This window comes from Corynebacterium sp. KPL2838 (assembly GCF_040225455.1).
Taxonomy (GTDB): domain Bacteria; phylum Actinomycetota; class Actinomycetes; order Mycobacteriales; family Mycobacteriaceae; genus Corynebacterium; species Corynebacterium rhinophilum.
In genome coordinates, this window is record NZ_JBEHFT010000003.1 from 1 (window position 1) to 17067 (window position 17067).

General features: G+C 57.1%; 14 protein-coding genes, 1 tRNA gene and 1 pseudogene. 7 read left to right on the forward strand and 9 right to left on the reverse strand.

Annotated features, from left to right (window positions below):
- Positions 1-459 precede the first annotated feature (459 nt).
- Together ABRP98_RS01535 and ABRP98_RS01540 are read left to right on the forward strand one after the other, a co-directional pair.
- Complete coding sequence (locus tag ABRP98_RS01535) at positions 460-1212, forward strand: hypothetical protein (protein ID WP_349857135.1); 753 nt, start codon at positions 460-462, stop codon at positions 1210-1212.
- A 460-nt stretch (positions 1213-1672) separates the two neighbouring features.
- Positions 1673-2386 (forward strand): annotated as a pseudogene (locus tag ABRP98_RS01540) (IS6 family transposase).
- A gap of 610 nt (positions 2387-2996) precedes the next feature.
- Here the strand turns inward: ABRP98_RS01540 and ABRP98_RS01545 are convergent.
- Positions 2997-3977: a hypothetical protein gene (locus tag ABRP98_RS01545; RefSeq protein WP_349857136.1), complete on the reverse strand. Its 981-nt coding sequence runs from the start codon at positions 3975-3977 to the stop codon at positions 2997-2999.
- Positions 3978-4187: 210 nt separating this feature from the next.
- Between ABRP98_RS01545 and ABRP98_RS01550 the strand changes: the two genes are divergently transcribed.
- Complete coding sequence (locus ABRP98_RS01550; RefSeq protein ID WP_349857137.1) at positions 4188-4337, forward strand: HNH endonuclease; 150 nt, start codon at positions 4188-4190, stop codon at positions 4335-4337.
- A 144-nt stretch (positions 4338-4481) separates the two neighbouring features.
- Here the strand turns inward: ABRP98_RS01550 and ABRP98_RS01555 are convergent.
- Together ABRP98_RS01555 and ABRP98_RS01560 are read right to left on the reverse strand one after the other, a co-directional pair.
- Positions 4482-4558, reverse strand: a tRNA-Met gene (locus ABRP98_RS01555).
- 162 nt (positions 4559-4720) lie between these two features.
- Positions 4721-7690, reverse strand: a complete 2970-nt coding sequence (locus ABRP98_RS01560) for a UPF0182 family protein (RefSeq protein WP_349857138.1) — start codon at positions 7688-7690, stop codon at positions 4721-4723.
- Positions 7691-7813: 123 nt separating this feature from the next.
- On the opposite strand from ABRP98_RS01560, the gene ABRP98_RS01565 reads away from it, so the two are divergent.
- Positions 7814-8350 (forward strand): PPA1309 family protein, encoded by a 537-nt coding sequence (locus ABRP98_RS01565; RefSeq protein WP_284770000.1) that lies wholly within the window; start codon positions 7814-7816, stop codon positions 8348-8350.
- Between the two features lie 36 nt (positions 8351-8386).
- The gene (locus ABRP98_RS01570; RefSeq protein ID WP_349857139.1) at positions 8387-9055 is read left to right on the forward strand and encodes a beta-N-acetylglucosaminidase; all 669 of its coding nucleotides are present in this window, start codon (positions 8387-8389) and stop codon (positions 9053-9055) included.
- Between the two features lie 22 nt (positions 9056-9077).
- Here ABRP98_RS01570 and ABRP98_RS01575 read toward each other — a convergent pair whose 3' ends face one another.
- Positions 9078-10142, reverse strand: a complete 1065-nt coding sequence (locus ABRP98_RS01575) for a YlbL family protein (protein ID WP_349857140.1) — start codon at positions 10140-10142, stop codon at positions 9078-9080.
- Positions 10143-10235: 93 nt separating this feature from the next.
- Here ABRP98_RS01575 and ABRP98_RS01580 point away from each other — a divergent pair, with 93 nt between their 5' ends.
- Positions 10236-11681 carry a zinc-dependent metalloprotease gene (locus ABRP98_RS01580; RefSeq protein ID WP_349857141.1) on the forward strand — a complete coding sequence of 482 codons (1446 nt, stop codon included), beginning with the start codon at positions 10236-10238 and terminating at the stop codon, positions 11679-11681.
- Positions 11682-11687: 6 nt separating this feature from the next.
- On the opposite strand, the gene ABRP98_RS01585 is transcribed toward ABRP98_RS01580, so the two are convergent.
- On the reverse strand, positions 11688-12209 hold the full coding sequence (locus tag ABRP98_RS01585) for a M48 family metallopeptidase (RefSeq protein ID WP_349857142.1): 522 nt from the start codon (positions 12207-12209) through the stop codon (positions 11688-11690).
- 85 nt (positions 12210-12294) lie between these two features.
- Between ABRP98_RS01585 and ABRP98_RS01590 the strand changes: the two genes are divergently transcribed.
- On the forward strand, positions 12295-13191 hold the full coding sequence (locus ABRP98_RS01590; protein WP_349857143.1) for a hypothetical protein: 897 nt from the start codon (positions 12295-12297) through the stop codon (positions 13189-13191).
- Here ABRP98_RS01590 and ABRP98_RS01595 read toward each other — a convergent pair.
- Genes ABRP98_RS01595 through ABRP98_RS01610 form a run of 4 tightly spaced genes read right to left on the reverse strand, consistent with a single transcriptional unit; the run spans position 13169 to position 17067 of the window.
- On the reverse strand, positions 13169-15223 hold the full coding sequence (locus tag ABRP98_RS01595; RefSeq protein ID WP_349857144.1) for an ATP-dependent DNA helicase UvrD2: 2055 nt from the start codon (positions 15221-15223) through the stop codon (positions 13169-13171). The genes ABRP98_RS01590 and ABRP98_RS01595 overlap by 23 nt on opposite strands.
- Positions 15216-15743, reverse strand: coding sequence for an NAD(+) diphosphatase (locus ABRP98_RS01600; RefSeq protein WP_349857145.1), 528 nt, complete (start codon positions 15741-15743; stop codon positions 15216-15218). The genes ABRP98_RS01595 and ABRP98_RS01600 overlap by 8 nt, the downstream gene beginning before the upstream one ends.
- 10 nt (positions 15744-15753) lie before the next feature.
- The gene (locus ABRP98_RS01605; protein WP_349857146.1) at positions 15754-15948 is read right to left on the reverse strand and encodes a hypothetical protein; all 195 of its coding nucleotides are present in this window, start codon (positions 15946-15948) and stop codon (positions 15754-15756) included.
- Complete coding sequence (locus tag ABRP98_RS01610; RefSeq protein WP_284770008.1) at positions 15949-17067, reverse strand: potassium channel family protein; 1119 nt, start codon at positions 17065-17067, stop codon at positions 15949-15951.

Here is a 17067-nt window from a genome sequence, read left to right on the forward strand (position 1 = left end):
GGCATGGTGGTAGATTACCTTTCTTCCCAGCCCGACTAGGCTGGATATCAGGTGTCCACCAAAAGGGGGTCAGGTCCACTCTGTAACATACGGGATGCAATTGGGTCTCCAATCGGCACCGCTTATATCCGCCTTGTTTGCATCAAAGCAAATCAAATCGGACCACACAGGATCGTAAAAGAAACGCGAATGTCGCCCGACCTCCGGGGAAGGCGGGCGGCGTTTTTGTCATCCGGGCAAGTAGGGGTTTCTCGGGGTAAATAGTTAATCCCCTTGCCAGAACTTCTGACTATCCAAGGGTATTCCTTCGATTGAGTAAGACAATCATGGATGCTCCTAATCTGGAATTATTCCGATTAGACTTGCTCCCCCGGCTTTCGTTTTGAGAGCTTACCGAGCAATTTTTCTTTTAATTTCCTTTTCAGAATGACAGCTCAGTCTCATTGACTTATTATGTGAATGCAAGAAAAGGTTATTCCTATTGTCTGGAGTTCTACTTTGAAGAAGATAATTGCTTCCCCGTTTACAGTCCTGGTTTGTTCCTCAATTCTCATTAACGCTTCCTCTGCTGAAGCAAAAACTCCACATACTTTCCAAGATTCTTCCAGTTTGTCTAGTACCAATCACTTATCGTCTTCCCTAGCGGATATGAATGCCGATGAGCCTATTCAGGTTTCCGATCAGTCAATCTCTGAAGAAGACCTTTCCTTCATCCAAAAAGTCGCAGACGCCGGAAACAGCTTTGTCGAGCGCGATGGAAAAATCGCAACGTCTGCCACTGACCAACAATTAAAAGACGACTTCGGCTTCACCGACCAACAGGTAGTTCGCCTTCATGAGAAGGTCCTCGGAAAGCCGATAAGTGAAACCTCTGAAGAGCGCAATGCATTAAAGTCGAGAAACTTTACAAACTACGCTTCCGTACAAGGAAAGTCCGTCTGCTTCAGTAATGAAGATCTAGCAGTGGGAGCCGGTGCAGCTATTGTAGGGGCATCTGAAGCTGGACCAGCGGGAATAGCCGCAGCACTTGAAGCAGCCGCAACAGCCTTTGGAGGTCCAGTCGGCTCAGTTATTGGCATAATCCTCACTGCCGCTAGCGCCCCTTCTCTAATTGAGATTGGAGGACGAGCAGCTAAGGCTGCAGTATCAGGGCAAGGCTTGAAAATTGGTGTACATGCGGATTATCCGCCAGTATACGCAGACTACTGTTAACGAAAGAGGGAATCTTGACAAGACAGAACATTACTTGGCCCAGTATCCTTTCACTTGCGCTAATCTTAAGCGGATCCGTTCTGTTGTCGAAGTTTCATGAAGAGAGTTCGGCTCTTTCTTCAGAGAACTTCGTTATATGGGCGGTACCTTCCGTCCTTGGGGGATTAGGGCTGATATATTGCGCCGTAAAACACGAGGTCGTAACTTCCTACGCCTACGGGATTCTGATTAGCCTCTTTTCCTTTGGCGCAGCAGTTTGGCATCCAAGTACCTTTACCCGGTGTGTTACAGCAGCTATTTTTTTGATAGTGGCTATAACCGTCGTTCTAAAGCGCCAAAAAATTAATACTCTTAATAACGTTCACGGCTAGCCGCAGGTGATACAAGTAAGGTGTACTTCTAAAGTGGTGCTGTTGCAAAGTTGGGGTAGTAGGAAGGGCGACGTGAAATAGTCACAGCCATGAGTGTCTTCTCCGGTCGTCATTTCCCCCGTGACATCTTTCTATGGGCGGTAGGTGGTACTGCCGCTACGGGGTGAGCTACCGCGCTCTGGAGGAAATGATGACTTCAGCGGGGCGTGCCGGTCGATGACACCACGATTCTCACCGCTGGGTCCAGAAATACGCCCCTGAGCTGGACAAGCAAACACGGTGGTACCGGCAGGTACCTTACTGGCAGGCCATTTCTTGGCGGGGTGGATGGGACCTATATCCGGGTCGGCGGCAGGTGGTGCTACCTCTATCGGGCGATCACCGCCGGTGGCCAGACCTTGGACTTTTACCTCTCTCCGAATCGGAACGTGGCCGCAGCGAAGCGTTTCCTGGCCAAGACCGTCAGATCCAATGCGTCAGCCGGGTATCCCAGAGTGATCAACGCCGATAAAGCACCCTTCCTAGCCAGGGCAATCGCCGAGTTGAAGTCAGAGGGAATCTGCCCGCCAACAGTGCAACACCGGCAGGTGAAATACCTCAACAACATCCTGGAAGGCGACCATGGTCGGCTGAAGCGAATCCTCGGGCCGAAAGGCGCGTTTAAGAACCGGACATCTGCATATCGGACGTTGAAAGGGATGGAGGCGATGCACTCATTGCGGAAAGGGCAAGGCGCGATGTTTTCCTACGGGAAACCGAACCCGGACGCGGTGATCGTCAACCAGGCCTTCGAGACGGCCTAACAACGCCCACACGCAGCGACCATCAGAAAATGAGAAACTGAGTCTTCACTGCTCTCCACCCAACTTTACACCAGCACGACGATTTGTATACCTATAGCACCTTCAATGCCCGATACACGGTAGGTTTGGAACGGAATCTATGTGAGCACAATCAGGAACTATAAAAGATCATATTACTTGCATCCAAGCCTATACTTTCAGAGAATCTCCTTGGCTTGGCGGCAACAGGTGCTAGGTGTGTGTTAGTAAAATTGGCGCGGGTTAATGTCGCGATCGGGGGACATCGATTTATACATCCTTAATGCGGGTCGATTTACTTCGATTGCGGGACTGGCCTATGGCCAACAATATAAACGTGTCTAAAAATACGTTTACTAGAGACAACAAATCGATGGAATCATGTCCTAGACCTAAAAATCCTGATAGGCCTAGGACAAACGCTAGACAGGTACTTAAAGAGGCTGCAATAAAAACCCATTTAGCGGTGGTTTTTCTGTACCTGTATAGCGCGCACCAAATAATTAGGGTGATTCCAATTAAAACTAGAACTCGGCTATTTTCCATGTCTACTTACGGTGAAATGCGCAACTGTATTTCTTGATTCTAGATTCTAGCATCGAGTTGCATACGGGAATACGATGTTTGGGGAGTACTTTCCTCCGAGGGCTCGGATGGTAAGGCATCGACCTGTATTAGTGGCATGAGCTGCTACTGCGGAAGCGCCTGCGCACGCACCTTTGGCTAGCCAAGAGCCTAGACCAACTCCTGCTAATTTACCGGCGCAGTAAGCAGTTCCTATGGCGATCCCGCTCGTCTCGTCTTTGGAAAAGACTAGCTCTTGTCCGATTTTCTTTCCCCAGCCATGAACGTCTCGGATATAGGGATCTGAAATAACCGGCTTGCCGGCAGGGCTCGACGAGATGTGCTGGATTATCTTCTCTCCATCAACTGAAAAATGAGTATTTACCTGGTTTCCATCTACGTCTTTGGCCCAGGCAGGTTCAATGTATGCGCTAGGTTCCTCACCTTCTGCTGGACGTACTAGAATGTGTCCGCTTGGAAGCTTTTCAAGAAAGGAATCTGAGAACTCAAAAGAAAGTTCCAAAGGGGCGTCTCCATCGCTAATGCTGACTAGCTGGTTGCCATCTTCGCGCTCTATTAACTTTGTCTTTGTTCCTGCGTTCTTCGATGGCGCCGGAGTGGTTATGCTGTCCTGCTGTGGAAGCAAGGATCCTTCGTTTATTTTTAAGCTTCCATCGTTTGGTACCCATTTCTCTCCAGTAGAGGGAGAGGGAGACTTTGTATTTGCGGCAACGATTGAGTCAACTAGTCCGTCATCAATCTCGGTAGCTGTAGCCGAGGGAGCGAATGCTAAGAAGCTGACACTAAGCGTGGAGGCGGCCAAGATGGAGATTCCCTTTTTTGAAAATGGGGTGTAGTGAAGCATGTTCTTACCCTTCCTGAGGGAGTGAGTATGTTCTTGGAACAACTTCACTATCTCACAAATAAACTCACCTTTTAAGATAATGTGATAAATGCAATCACCGCACCCAGGAGCGGTTTTGTCCCTGTAAAATAGGTAAGGTTGCATTCTTAATATTCGGGATTGAAGTTTGAGAGTGGGGACGAATATGCCTTTCTTCCTGATCGAAGAAACCGTTACAGGAAGCGAATAAGGCAGGCCTGGTGATTACGTTCTACGCCTTTGTAACCACAGTGGTTATGCTGTCACTCTTTCTTCTTTAGGCGATAAGCACCATCGTGCTGTTTAACAAAGAGATGAGTGCTCTTTTGCACCTATATGACTTGCCGTTATTGTTATTCTGCCAACCCTTGGCCGCAGCCTGAGATGGATGCCGAACACGTCACAGCGTGGTCGAAGGGTGGTGCCACCGAAAGCAACTGCGAGCTGTTGTGTAAGTCCCACAACCGCGCGAAGGGTAACGCTTAGGGGCGTGTCGGGCGGCATCACTTCCACACCGACTTAAGTGACAAAATGCCATCGCTAAAGTCCCAATTTGAGTCCCAGGACGTGCGCCTTAAGAGAAATAACTAAAGCCCCTACCAGCGTTTCCACTGGTAGGGGCTTGGAAGTTGGTAGCGGGGGCAGGATTCGAACCTACGACCTCTGGGTTATGAGCCCAGCGAGCTACCGAGCTGCTCCACCCCGCGTCGAGATGACTTCCATCATCTGCGCTTGAACAGTGCAGTAATACTTAACGTATTCGCTCTGTCCCGGCGACTTCTGTAACTATACAGACAGGAAGGCACCTACCCAAATCCCCTGGGTAGGTGCCTTATTTCCTGAGTTTCGAGTGTAAGAAGTTGGAGGTTTTAGCCTTCGGACTTCTGGTAGGACTCGACGGCCTTATCCAACTCATCTAGGGCGCGGCCGTACTCTTCGAAGGAACCGTCGCGGGCATCTTCTAGGCCCTTCAGAGCCTTGTTGATGTCATCGATAGCGCCTGCTTCATCGGAGGAGCGAGGGGCTGAAGCCGGAGTGGATTCCTCAGTAGATTCCTTCTTCTCGTCCTTCTTATCCGCAGAAGAGCTGTCCTTATCGGCATCGTCGTCGCCGGAATCGCCCTCAATCTCTTCGATGTCCTGGGCGGACTTGGCGTCGATTCCCACCTGCTCAAGGGCATCACCGATAGTCGGTGCATAGCCCACGCGGCCCTTGTAGGACACGAGCACGCGCAGCAACTTCGGGAAGGCGGAAGCCTGGTCCTTGCGCTGCGAGTAAATCGGCTCGAGGTAGAGGATCTCGCCGCCACCGACCGGCAAAGCCAGCAGGTTACCGTTGTGCAGATCGTTGGTGCCCTCCCACAGGGTGCGGTCGCGGGCAACCTGGTCAGAAGACATCATGGCGTCCTGCGCCTGCTTCGGACCCTGGGTCTGCGTATTGGTTGGTAGTACGCGCACGGTGATATCGCCGTAGGTATCCGGATCAGAAGATACCGCCATGTGTGCGGACAGGAACTCACGGTTCAAGCCACGGTACGAGGTAGTCAGCTGGAAGCTCGGCTCACCGGTCTCCGGATCAGCAGCCATCACGTAGTACGGCGGCTGGTTCAGGTCGCGGGATTCTTCCGCGGTCGGGTCATTCGGCACGGACCAGAAGGCGTCGTTATTGAAGAAGACGTTCGGGTCATCAACGTGGTAGCGGGCCAAGAGGTCGCGCTGCACCTTGAACATATCCTCCGGGTAGCGGAAGTGCTCGCGCAGCTCATCGGAGATCTCCGATTCCGGCTTCACCACATCCGGGAAGACACCTTCCCATGCCTTGAGCACGGGGTCTTCCTTGTCGAACTCGTAGAGGTCCACGCTGCCGTCATAGGCATCCACGGTCGCCTTCACGGAATTGCGGATATAGCCCACCTGGTCATTGACCAAGCGCTGGGTGGTGCCATCGGGGTTGAGGGCGTCCTGGGTGGCATCGGAAAGCGAAGCGCGCTGCGAGTACGGCAGGGAGTCCAGGGTGGTGTAACCATCGACGATCCACTTCAGGTGGCCATCAATAACGGCCGGGTAGGTAGCGGAATCGGTGGTCAACCAGGGGGCAACCTTCTCCACGCGCTCGCGGGGGTCGCGGTCATAGAGCAGCTTGGATTCGCTGCCCACGCGATCCGAAAGCAGGAAGTTCAGCTCGCGGTACTTAGCGGCATACATGGTGCGGTCAAAGAGATTGCCAATCTCAACGCCGCCCTCACCGTCATAGGTGTAGTTGGTGCTATCGGTGTCGTACTCCACTGGATTCTCGCCGGTGGTACCGGTAATGGCGTAGTCCAAGTTATCAGCAGCGCTTGCGATGACCGGGCCGTAGTAAATGCGGGGCTGGTCTACCTTGATGCCCAAGGACTTCTCGGCATCTTGGGTCTCACCCTCGCCCTCAGACTCGCCGGCCTGGGTCTGCAAGTCAGAAACGGTGAAGATGGGGTAACCACCGCGGGCGGACCCGGCATCGCGGGCAACCTCATCGACGGTATTAGCCTGCGCGGCTACGAAGCCATTCCCGTGGGTATATACGGTGTGGCGGTTAATCCAGTCGGACTGGTTTTCGCGCAGCTCGTTCGGGTCCAGCTCGCGGGCTGCAACGACGAAGTCGCGCATCTTGCCATCGATTTCGTAGCGGTCCATGGACAGCGTTTCTGGGAACCCGTAGAAGTTCTTCAGCTGCTGCATCTGCGTAAACGTCGGCGACAAAATCTCTGGGTCCAGAAGGCGCAGGTTATTGATGGTGGCGTTATCGGAGGCAACCTTGTCATCCGATACGTCATCGCCGCCCCAGTTTTCCTTGTAGTCCACGTGGTCATCAGTAAGCCCATAGGCATACCGCGTGGCCTCGATATTGCGGGCGATGGACTCGTTTTCCTTGGCCTGGCGGTTTGGCTGGACCGAGAAACGCTCCATCAGCAGCGGCCATGCCTGGCCGATGATCAGGGAGGACGCGAGCATGAGCACGACGGCGAGGCCAGGAATGCGCAGGTCCTTAATGACGATGGCCATAAAGAGCGCAATGGCGACGAAGACGCCGATGATCATCAAAATGATCTTGGCGGGCAGGTAGGCGTGGATATCCGTGTAGGAACCACCGGTAAACAGGTCGTGCTCGGAATACAGCAGCCCGTAGCGCTCCAGCCAGTAGCCGGCGACCTGGGCCACCATCCACAGCCCGGCTGTAATGGCGAGCTGCAGGCGCGCCGAGCGGGAGATAGAGCCGCGCACTCCCGCAGCCTTATTGCCAATGCGGATTCCGCCCAAAATGTAGTGGCCGAACAAGGCAATAAGGAAGGCAAGCACGAGCAGGATAGACAGGGTGCTGACCACAATCTGCAGCACAGGCAGGCTGAAGGCATAAAAGCCCAAGTCGTGGTGGAATTGGGGGTCCTGCACGCCAAAGTCCTGGCCGTTGAGGAATAGCATCACATCGCGCCAGTGGGATTGGCCAATAAAGCCTGCGATGATACCCACGATGGCCGGGATGACCTTGAAGAGCACGCCCATGGACTTCTCAATGGACTGGCGGTACTGATAGACCGGCGAATTCAGATCCCCCACATCCAGGGAATCGGGGCGTCCGCGCCAGGCAAAGAACCCGGCTGCCCACACCACTGCGGCAGCAACGAGTCCGAAGATGATAAAGAGGACTATGCGCGCAATAATCGCAGTGGTGAAAACGCTGCGGTAATCAATGGAGCCAAACCACCTCCAATCCGTATACATGCCCACGAGCATGGGGCCGAAGAATAAGAGGACGGCAATGATGGCCGCAATAATTGCCGCGACCTTAGGAGGCCGCTTCAATGGGGCGGCTGGTGTGGATGACCCTAGGGACAACGCCAGCTCCAATCAAATAGTGCGAATATTAAACATGTAGACTTTTCCCAGTTTAAGGAATCAATACCCAGATAACGAATAAGGATGCCTATGAGTTCCCCCGAATTATCACAGCCAGCTTTAAACCGCGCTATGACGGAGGCCGTGGATTTCGTCCACGCGGAAGGCTGGGACGCCCGCCCCACCATCTTCGCGCTTGTTCCCACCCATCTGGTGGCGGACCAGCTAGCAGCCATGGATGAGGAAACCGCGTCCCCGCTGACCCTTATCGTGCAAGACAACGTCCCGGAAAACATCGAGCCAGGCTCCGAGGAATTGGCTGATTACGTCTCCCGCTTGGCCTGGCCGCGCGAGGTCGCAGGCGCCATTTTGGCCCAGGAGATCAAATTCCGGGATACCTCCAGCGAGGACCCCTCCCCTCGCCCGGCGCGCCTGTATTCGGGTGCCCTGCGCGAGGAAGGAATTGAGACCACCTTGCTGCAGCTGCGCCCCACCGAAGAAGAGTTAGAGGCAGCAGGTCCCTTTGCTGAGGACGATATTCAGCTCCGCGGCGGCCCGCAGGTGGCCCCTGGTGTTATCGCCGCTTTGCGCTATGGCCTCAACCAGGATCCGGATGAACTAGACTAGGTGGCAATTAAGCCTGCAACCAAGGAGTTCTATACAGTGCGACGCCTTTCCTTCTCCCGCCGTTTTCCTGCCCGTACCGCTACCGCGGCGGCGCTACTAGGGCTCAGCGTGGCTGCGGCAAGTTGTTCCTCCGGTGCTGATGCGCCTGACGATGCCCCCGTAGAGACCACTCCTGCCGCCTCCACCACAGCCTCTGAGAACGACGAGGAGTCCGCGGCATCGAGCACCGAATCCTCCACCGCGTCCTCCACGGAGTCAGAATCTGTAGACAAAGATGAGGACGAGGCTTCCGAAGAAAGCACCACCCGCGAGCCGAGCGCTAGCAGTGAGCTGGATAAGTCGGTGGCCAAGGTCTATGACGTTTATAAGTCGCTGGCGCCCAAGGACCTATTCGCCCAGTTTGAGCGCTGCGATTCCACCGGCGGGGATTCTTCCTACAATTGCTCCGGCCCTAAGGTGGGGCAATTCCAATTCTTTAAGTCCCACTCCAAGGCCTCCCAGACCACCCAAGTCCTTACGGAGTTGCGCAGCTCCCATGCCATCGAGGACGATGGCGATCGCGTCGTCGGCTGGTCTACGTTGGGCACCACCGCGGTTATCACCGTGGTGGATAATAAGGAAGGCTTGGTCATGCAACAGATGATTTCTTCTGACCAAGTGGACCCGGCGGAAAAGATCAAGGAATTGGGCCTAGTAAAGGACTAGGCCTCGGCCTTATTAGCTTTTATTAGCTGCATTCCTTGACGTCTTTGCCCGCTGCAAAGTCCTTCATAGCCGCCACGGCATCGTCGAGGTTTTCTACCTGCGCAATGGTCATATCGCCGTGGTCGCTGTCGGCCGCTGCAGAACAGTTGTCCTTGGGCGCCAAGAAGAGCTCGGCGCCAGCATCGTGCGCGGCGGCGATTTTATGCTCGATGCCACCAATCGGCCCGACCTTGCTATCGGCCTGAATGGTACCGGTGCCGGCTACGAAGGTGCCACCGGTTAAGTCTTCATCGCTGAGCTTATCGATGACCGCCAGGGTAAACATCATTCCCGCTGATGGCCCGCCGATATCCTGCAGGTTGTAGTTCACCGAAATATCGTCCTTGGGCTGCGATAGCATGGCGATTCCCAGCAACGCCTTGCCCTTATCGTGCGGGTTTTCGCCCAATTCAATCTCTTCGCTGAGCTCTTTGTCCCCGCGGGAGACGCTGATTTTTACCTTATCGCCGGGGCTTTTGTCCTTGATCATGTCTTGGACCTCGCTTGGCTCGGTGACCTCGGTGCCATCGACGGCGGTGATGGCATCGTCCTTTTTAAGGTGCTCCGAAGCGGCGCCGTCCTCGATGACCTCGGCCACGGTGATTTTGACCGGCAGGTGCAAATAGTCCATCGCCGCAATGGTTGCTGCGGATTCAGATTGGGTAAAGGCCTGCTTATTGGATTCTTGGACCTCTTCATCGGTCATATTCTGCGGAATGACGGTATCGATGGGCACCAAAGTGTCATCGGTAAGCGCCCAGCGCCCCAGCGCCTGCGTCAAGGTCATATTGGTGCGCACGGACACAGTGGTCATATTGAGGTGACCACTGGGCTCATAGATCTTCGGCGCCTGCACATCAACAACTTGGGTGTCATCAACCTCGCCCAGCGTATCCACGGTAGGGCCAGGGCCTTCGGCGGCATAAGGAACGGTCAGCGAGACATCGGTGCCCGGGATATGGTCAAGCGATACCAACGCACCGGTAAGCACAACGGGGATGGCACCCCAGGCGATGGTGCGGACGCGACGGCTAGCAGGAGAATTCACGAAGCAATAGCCTACAACCTTTGGCGTACTGTTCGCTGTCAGCGTTGCTGTGATCATGGAAACTTTCCGCACGGTGCCGGTAGATTGGAGCGCATGAGCAACGGATTCGGTTTTTCTTTCCCAAATAACGATGACGACGATAATGACGGCCGTCGTGACCAGAACCCGTTCGGCGCATTCGGCGGCGGTAATGGTGGCGGCCTCGGAGACATGCTGAACCAGTTCGGTCAGATGCTATCCGGCATGGGTTCGTCCATGAACTCGCCCCAGAACTCCGGGCCGGTCAATTACGACATGGCCAAGCGCATCGCCCTGCAGCAGATCCCCAAGTCAAAGAGCATCAGCGCGGAAGATTCCAAGGCAGTAGAGGAATCGGTGCGCTTGGCGGAGCTGTGGCTTGACGATGCCTCCATTCTCCCCACCGCTTCCGGCGCCACGCAGGCATGGGATTCCAAGCAGTGGTTGGAAGAAACCATGCCCGCTTGGGAGCGCATGGTCACCCCGGTGGCCCAGCACATGAACGATGCCCAGCTGGAGTCCATGCCGGAAGAGGCCCGCGAAATGATGGGTCCAATGACCAAAATGATGGGCCAAATGTCTAGCATGAATTTCGGTATGCAGCTAGGCCACGCCTTGGGCGATCTGGCCAGCCAGGCACTAACTGGCTCCGACTTTGGCCTGCCCATCGCCCCGGCCAATACGGTGGCGCTTTTGCCGCATACCATTCAGAAGGTCGCGCGCGAGCTCAACGTTCCTGGCCAGGAGGTATTGGTCTACATCGCCGCGCGGGAGGCCGCCCGCCAGCGCCTATTCAAGCACGTGCCGTGGCTGGTAGAGCGCATCGTCTCCTCCGTGGAGGAATACGCCATCGGTTTGGTCATTGATACCTCCCACATTGAAGAGCTTGCCCGCGAGCTCAACCTAGAATCCGGTGATCCGCAGGCCATTCAAGAGGCAATGAGCAAGTTGCAGGGAATGGACCTCTCCCCGCGCATTACCTCCAAGAACACCGCTGCCGCCTCAAGGCTAGAAACCCTGCTGGCCTTGGTTGAGGGCTGGGCCGAGCACGTCGTAAGCGAGGCCTTGGGCAAGCGCATCCCCTCTACCTCCAAGCTCACTGAGGCCTGGGCGCACCGCCGCAGCACCGGTGGATCTGCCGAGCAGGCCTTCAGCAAGGTCGTCGGCATCGAGCTCAACGCCCCCAAGGTGACCGAGGCCGCCGAGCTATGGCGCCGCGCCACCGTAGCCGTGGGTGTAGAGAAGCGCGATAAGGCTTGGGACCACCCAGACTTCCTGCCCACCGCAGAGCACCTCGATAACCCGGCCGCCTTCATCGATTCCCTCTTGGATGACGAGCCGGATGAGGGCTTCGAGGAAGAATTTGCAAAGCTCGAGGAGATGCTCAAAAACGGCGAGGACTCCGAAAAGAATTCCGAAGAGCACAAAGATTCTGCAGAGGACCAGGATTCCAAGGGCAGCGACGACGGTGCCGACAGCGACGAGAACACCGATAGGGACAACGGCGGCGAGGATAAATAGCTCGTGCTAACCGCCCCAGCGCTGGTAGGCCTCAAGGTAGCCCTTGGCCCGCTCGGCGTAGGGCGCCCTATCGGCCCACTGCCAGAATTCGCGCCCATGGCGCGGGATGAAGGTATGGGTCAGCTCATGGATGATGACCGAATCCAAAACATAATCCGGCACCTGCTGTAGCCGGTTGCTCAGCCGGATATCCGCGGTGGAGGTAGTACAACTACCCCACCGCGTATTTTGATTGCTCACCCAACGGATAGAGCCAATCCAAGCACGCCCTTCCAGGTACTGCGCGTTGAGCTGTTCGGCGCGCTGGAGGAGCGCCGCATCGGTCTTCGCCGCACCACCGGTTTTCTTTTCTAAGCGCGCGAGCATGTCCTGTACCGCCTCTTTTTCCTCGCGGGCGGACATCCAGGCAGGAATGCGCACTTCCAATACCCCGGCCACCATGCGCGCCTGCACCGACTTTCGCCGCCGCGCAGAACGGATAACCTTGACCTCAGGGTGGTTACTTCCTGGTGGTTGCGTGCTCGACATGACAGGCCATTGTACCTGTGGTGCAATGGACTCACATGCGGCGTTTTGCCGTATTCGGGGTGATCGAGGGGATTCGGGGGAAGCAATGACTGCCTCACAAGGCACCACTCAACTTGTGACGTTGGCGCCAGGGTGTGGCGTATTTTGCCGCGAGGATTCCGTGGTGCAATTCGGAATGGATGCCACCCGGGTGGCGGTGGCGGATACGGGCAATGCGCCGGGCGTGGCCCGTGCCTTTGCCACGGCCCATCAGCCGGTCGACTCTGGCGATTTAGCGGCGCGGTTGGAAGCGGCCGGCTTGGATAGCGCTGCCGCCAGTAGCCTTATCGATGATGCCCTAGCCTATGGCATCCTCTGGCCCCAGCCACCGCATCCCAAGAAGCCTGAAACCATCATCATGCTGGGTGAGTCCCCGCTGGCTGTGGAGCTGCGCGCCCGCTTGACGGCAGATGGATATACGGTGCGCATCCCCCTGGATGAGGACAATATCTTTTCCTATATCCACGACCTCGATGGGCTTTTTACGGTGCTTGGCATCGACCAGCTCCACTGCCCCATCGATTGCGCCAATGCGCTTGCCGGCACCCAGACGACCTGGTTGCCCATTTCCTTACTAGATAACCGCGGCGTCATCGGGCCCCTGCGCGTAGAAGGGCAAGGCCCCTGCCCGCTGTGCATTCACTTATTCCGTGTGGATGCGGATCCGCAGTGGAGCACGATTGCTTCCCAGCTCACCAGCGTGCGCAGGCAGCCAGAAAAACTAGTCATCGATGCCGTAGCGGCCCAAGCACAGGTGGTGATCCGCCGCTTAAGCAAGCGCCCCTTACCACCAGGCGCGCCCACGGCCTTCCCACGGCCTGGGCAGCAATGGGAGGTAGACGTCTACGGCCGCCACCAGCAACGCACGGCCATCGCCCATCCGCGATGCCCGGTGTGTTTTGGCGGCAAGGTCAACCTGGCTACAGCCGCACAGAGCGAATGACCTCCAGGATTTGCTCGCCGTAGCGCTCCAACTTATTGGGCCCTATTCCGGAAATGGACAGCAGCTCCGCCTCATCTGCCGGCAGCTCTTCCGAGATGGCTTGCAGCGTGGCATCCGTAAAGATGACATAGGCCGGAACCTTTTCCTCACGGGCCACCTGCGCGCGCCACGAGCGCAGGGCGGAAAAGACCTCGTCATCGCCATTGCCCTCACAGTCTTCATGCCGGCCAATGACCTTTTCCGCCGGGGTCTCTAAAACCCCGCTGCATACGCGGCAGCGCTTCGGGCGGCGGGAGCGGCCACTCCCTGCAGAAGATTGCACGCCGGGCGCGATGCCGTCGAGAAAGCGGGTGCGTTCCCGGGAGGCTCGCGAACCGGCGGTCTTCGCCAATGCCCACGACAGGGCCAGGTGCTCGCGGGCGCGGGTAATGCCTACATAAAACAGGCGGCGTTCTTCCTCAATCTGCTCATCGCCCGCCTTAATGGCGTGGTTGATGGGCATAAGTTTTTCGCTCAGCCCGACGAGGAAGACGGCGTCCCATTCCAAGCCCTTCGCCGCGTGCACCGTAGCGAGGGTCACGCCCTCCATGGCGGGGGCTTGCTTATCGGTGGAGCGGCGCCGCAGCTCACCCAGCACCCCATTGAGATCGATGCCCGGGGTGGATTCCACGATCTTCTCGATCAACCCCACCAGCGCGTTGAGCGATTGCCAGCGCTCGCGGGCCTGCGCGCCCTGCGGTTCGGTGGCACTGAGCCCAAGCTCCACGAAGGCGGCCCGCGCAATCGCCACGGGGTCTTCCGGCAAATCATCGCGGCGCGTGGCGGCGATGAGCACGCGAATGGCCTCCAGAATCTCTGGGCGGCGGAAGAAACCTTCACCGCCGCGGACTTGGTAGACCACTCCGGCATCGGCAAGCGCCTGCTCGAACTGTTCCGACTGGGCGTTAATGCGGTACAAGATGGCAATTTCTGAAGCCGGCACACCCTGATTGAGCAGTGTCAGCACCTGCCCAGCCACCTCCTGCGCCTCATTTTCCTCGGACTCGTAGGCCTTGAACGTCGGCTCCGGCCCGGGCTCGCGCATGCCCTGCAGCTCCAAGCGGGTGCCCGCCGCGCGCCCCGTAGCCTTGCCGATGACCCGGTTCGCCAAATCCGTTACCTGCGGCGTGGAACGATAGTCGCGCTGCAGCTTGACGATGGTCCCGTCCGGATAGCTGCGCGAAAAATTCAGCAGGTACTCCGGAGATGCGCCATTGAAGGAATAGATGGTCTGGTTGGCATCGCCCACCACGGTGAGATCATCGCGATCACCCAGCCAGGCGTTCAGCACGCGCTGCTGCAGGGGCGTGACGTCCTGGTACTCGTCAACGACGAAGGTGCGGTATTGCTCGCGGAAGGTCTCCGCAATGGCTGGGACGTTTTCGATGGCGCCCGCGATGTGCATGAGCAGGTCATCGAAGTCCAGATGCATCATATCCGGCGTGGCTTTGGCCTTCTCGTAGCGCCGGAAGGCCTCAGCCACCTTGGCGGCATCGGCCGGGGCGGTGCGATCCGTTTCCGCGATGACGCTCTCATAGTCCTCCGCACTGACCAGCGCGGATTTCGCCCATTCGATTTCCGCCAGCACGTCACGGATCATGTCTTTGGAATTATCCAGCCCCACCGAGCGCACCGCGCGGGCTACCAGCGGGAATTTATTATCCAAAAGCGTCCACGGCAGATCGCCTGCGACCTGCGGCCAGAAATACTTCAGCTGCCGCCGCGCGGCCGCGTGAAAGGTTTGGGCCTGCACGCCAGCAACACCCATCATGCGCAGGCGATCCCGCATTTCTCCCGCCGCACGCGCGGTAAAGGTCACGGCCAAAACGCGCTGGGGGTTTACGAACCCTTGATCCACCATGTTGGCGATGCGATAGGTAATGGTGCGGGTCTTACCGGTGCCCGCGCCCGCCAAAATGCACACCGGTCCGCGCGGGGCGGTGGCCGCGCGGCGCTGATCCTCATCCAGCAGGGACAAATCCGGCTTACTCACCGTGATACCACTCCATAATCATCGTGTGTGCGATAGAACCCGCGGTGGCCAGCGGAAGCTTAGGCAGCTCGGCGCGGGTCACCCAACGAATTTCTTCCAGTTCCCCATCAGTATGGCAGGTGGCCTGGACATCCGATGTCTCTGCGTGAAAACCCAGCATAAGCGAGCCACTCGGCGGCCACGGCTGGGATCCCCAGTAACGAAGATTCTCAATGCGCCGCCCAGTTTCCTCCATGGTTTCGCGGGCAAAGGCGTCCTCAATGGTCTCGCCCGGCTCCACGTATCCAGCAATCAAAGAAAAGAAGTTATTGCGCCCGCGATTGCGCGCCAGCAAAATCTTCTCCTCGCCCTTGAGCTCAATAAGGCCAATGACCGCGGGGTCCAAGCGCGGGAATACCATGCGGCGCGAATCCTGCGGATCGCGGCCAACGATACCCGGCGTTGGATAGTCCAACGGTTGGCCTGTGCGTGGATCGAAGCGTTGCTCCAACCTGTTGCGGATCAAGGCAATCGCCTGCATGATAAGGGAATTATCGGCGAAAAAGGTCGCAGGTTGCAGCTGCCCTATCCCCCCGTGCAATTGCTTCCGGGCAGGCAAAAACGTGCAGCGTGCCGATGTCCACCATCTCCGGAGTTCCCACACCTTCCGGCAATTCCTCCACCAACGCCGCGTCCCCACTCGCGGTGGCGGGCACTAGTCCCGTGTGCGTTACGGGCAAATACAATTAATCCTCCTCGTCATCATCTTGCACTTCCACGGGTTGTTCCAGATCGTGCTTGATATACAGCAGGCGGTCGCCCGGTTTCAGTGCGGAGGCATCAGCAGTATCGACGCGGTGGAGTTCGTTATTGCGCAGCACCGCGAGCACGATATCCGCCAGGTGGCGCGGGTTGGACCCGACCTCGAACTCGCGCACGGCGCGCTCAGATACCGAAAAGCCCTCATTAGGAGAAAGCAGGTCTTCCATCATTTCCACCACGGTGGGGGTCACGGTGGCAAGCCCCAGCAGGCGGCCGGCGGTCTCTGCGGACGTCACCACGGAATCGGCACCAGATTGGCGCAGAAGGTGGCGGTTTTCGGACTCGCGCACCGAGGCCACAATCTTGGCCTTGGGGGCAAGCTCGCGCACCGATAGGCAGCACAGCACCGCGGTATCGTCCGAGGACGGGGTGACCACTATGGAGCTCGCGTGCTCCACCCCGGCCACCTTAAGCACGTCCTGCTTGGTTCCCGAACCAAAGATGGTGACCAGGCCGTGGTGCTCCGCATGCGCCAGCGACGCGCGGTTATTATCGATGACCACGATCTGGGAGGTGGGTACGTCATCTGCCAAGAGCGCGGCGACTGCCCCGGCGCCCTTCGTTCCATAGCCAATAACGACGGTGTGGTTACGCAATTGTTTTCTCCAGTTCTGGATTTCAAAGGTGCGGCGGGCCTTGTCCGTCAGCACGGAGAGCGTCGCACCAACCAACAGCACAAGGAAGACGAGGCGGGCCGGGGTGATAAGTACGAGGTTAATAAACCGCGATTGCTCCGTAACGGGAACGATATCGCCATACCCCACTGTGGTCAGCGTGACGGCGGCATAGTAGGAGGAATCCAAAAGCGACATGTCCTCGCTATAGCCCTCGCCGTCCAAGTACACCACGACGGTGACGAAGATGAGTATGCCAAATGCCCACAGCGCGCGTTTGGCCAACTGGCGCCACGGGCTGGCATTTTGATCCTTGGGCACAGTGATGACATCAAGGAGCGCGTGATCAGGTTGCGAGGACAACTCGACTTGGGGCAAAAAGCGCTGTTTAATACGCCCTTTGAACACCTTCGCACGTTTTCTGGCCAC

Excerpts from the sequence above, each read along its gene's own strand:
- ABRP98_RS01590 (WP_349857143.1), top strand. The coding sequence starts at position 12,295 with ATGACTGCCTCACAAGGCACCACTCAACTTGTGACGTTGGCGCCAGGG.
- ABRP98_RS01580 (WP_349857141.1), top strand. The coding sequence starts at position 10,236 with ATGAGCAACGGATTCGGTTTTTCTTTCCCAAATAACGATGACGACGAT.
- ABRP98_RS01565 (WP_284770000.1), top strand. The coding sequence starts at position 7,814 with ATGAGTTCCCCCGAATTATCACAGCCAGCTTTAAACCGCGCTATGACG.
- ABRP98_RS01550 (WP_349857137.1), top strand. The coding sequence starts at position 4,188 with ATGACTTGCCGTTATTGTTATTCTGCCAACCCTTGGCCGCAGCCTGAG.
- ABRP98_RS01535 (WP_349857135.1), top strand. The coding sequence starts at position 460 with ATGCAAGAAAAGGTTATTCCTATTGTCTGGAGTTCTACTTTGAAGAAG.
- ABRP98_RS01600 (WP_349857145.1), bottom strand. The coding sequence starts at position 15,743 with ATGCAGGCGATTGCCTTGATCCGCAACAGGTTGGAGCAACGCTTCGAT.
- ABRP98_RS01545 (WP_349857136.1), bottom strand. The coding sequence starts at position 3,977 with ATGCAACCTTACCTATTTTACAGGGACAAAACCGCTCCTGGGTGCGGT.
- ABRP98_RS01585 (WP_349857142.1), bottom strand. The coding sequence starts at position 12,209 with ATGTCGAGCACGCAACCACCAGGAAGTAACCACCCTGAGGTCAAGGTT.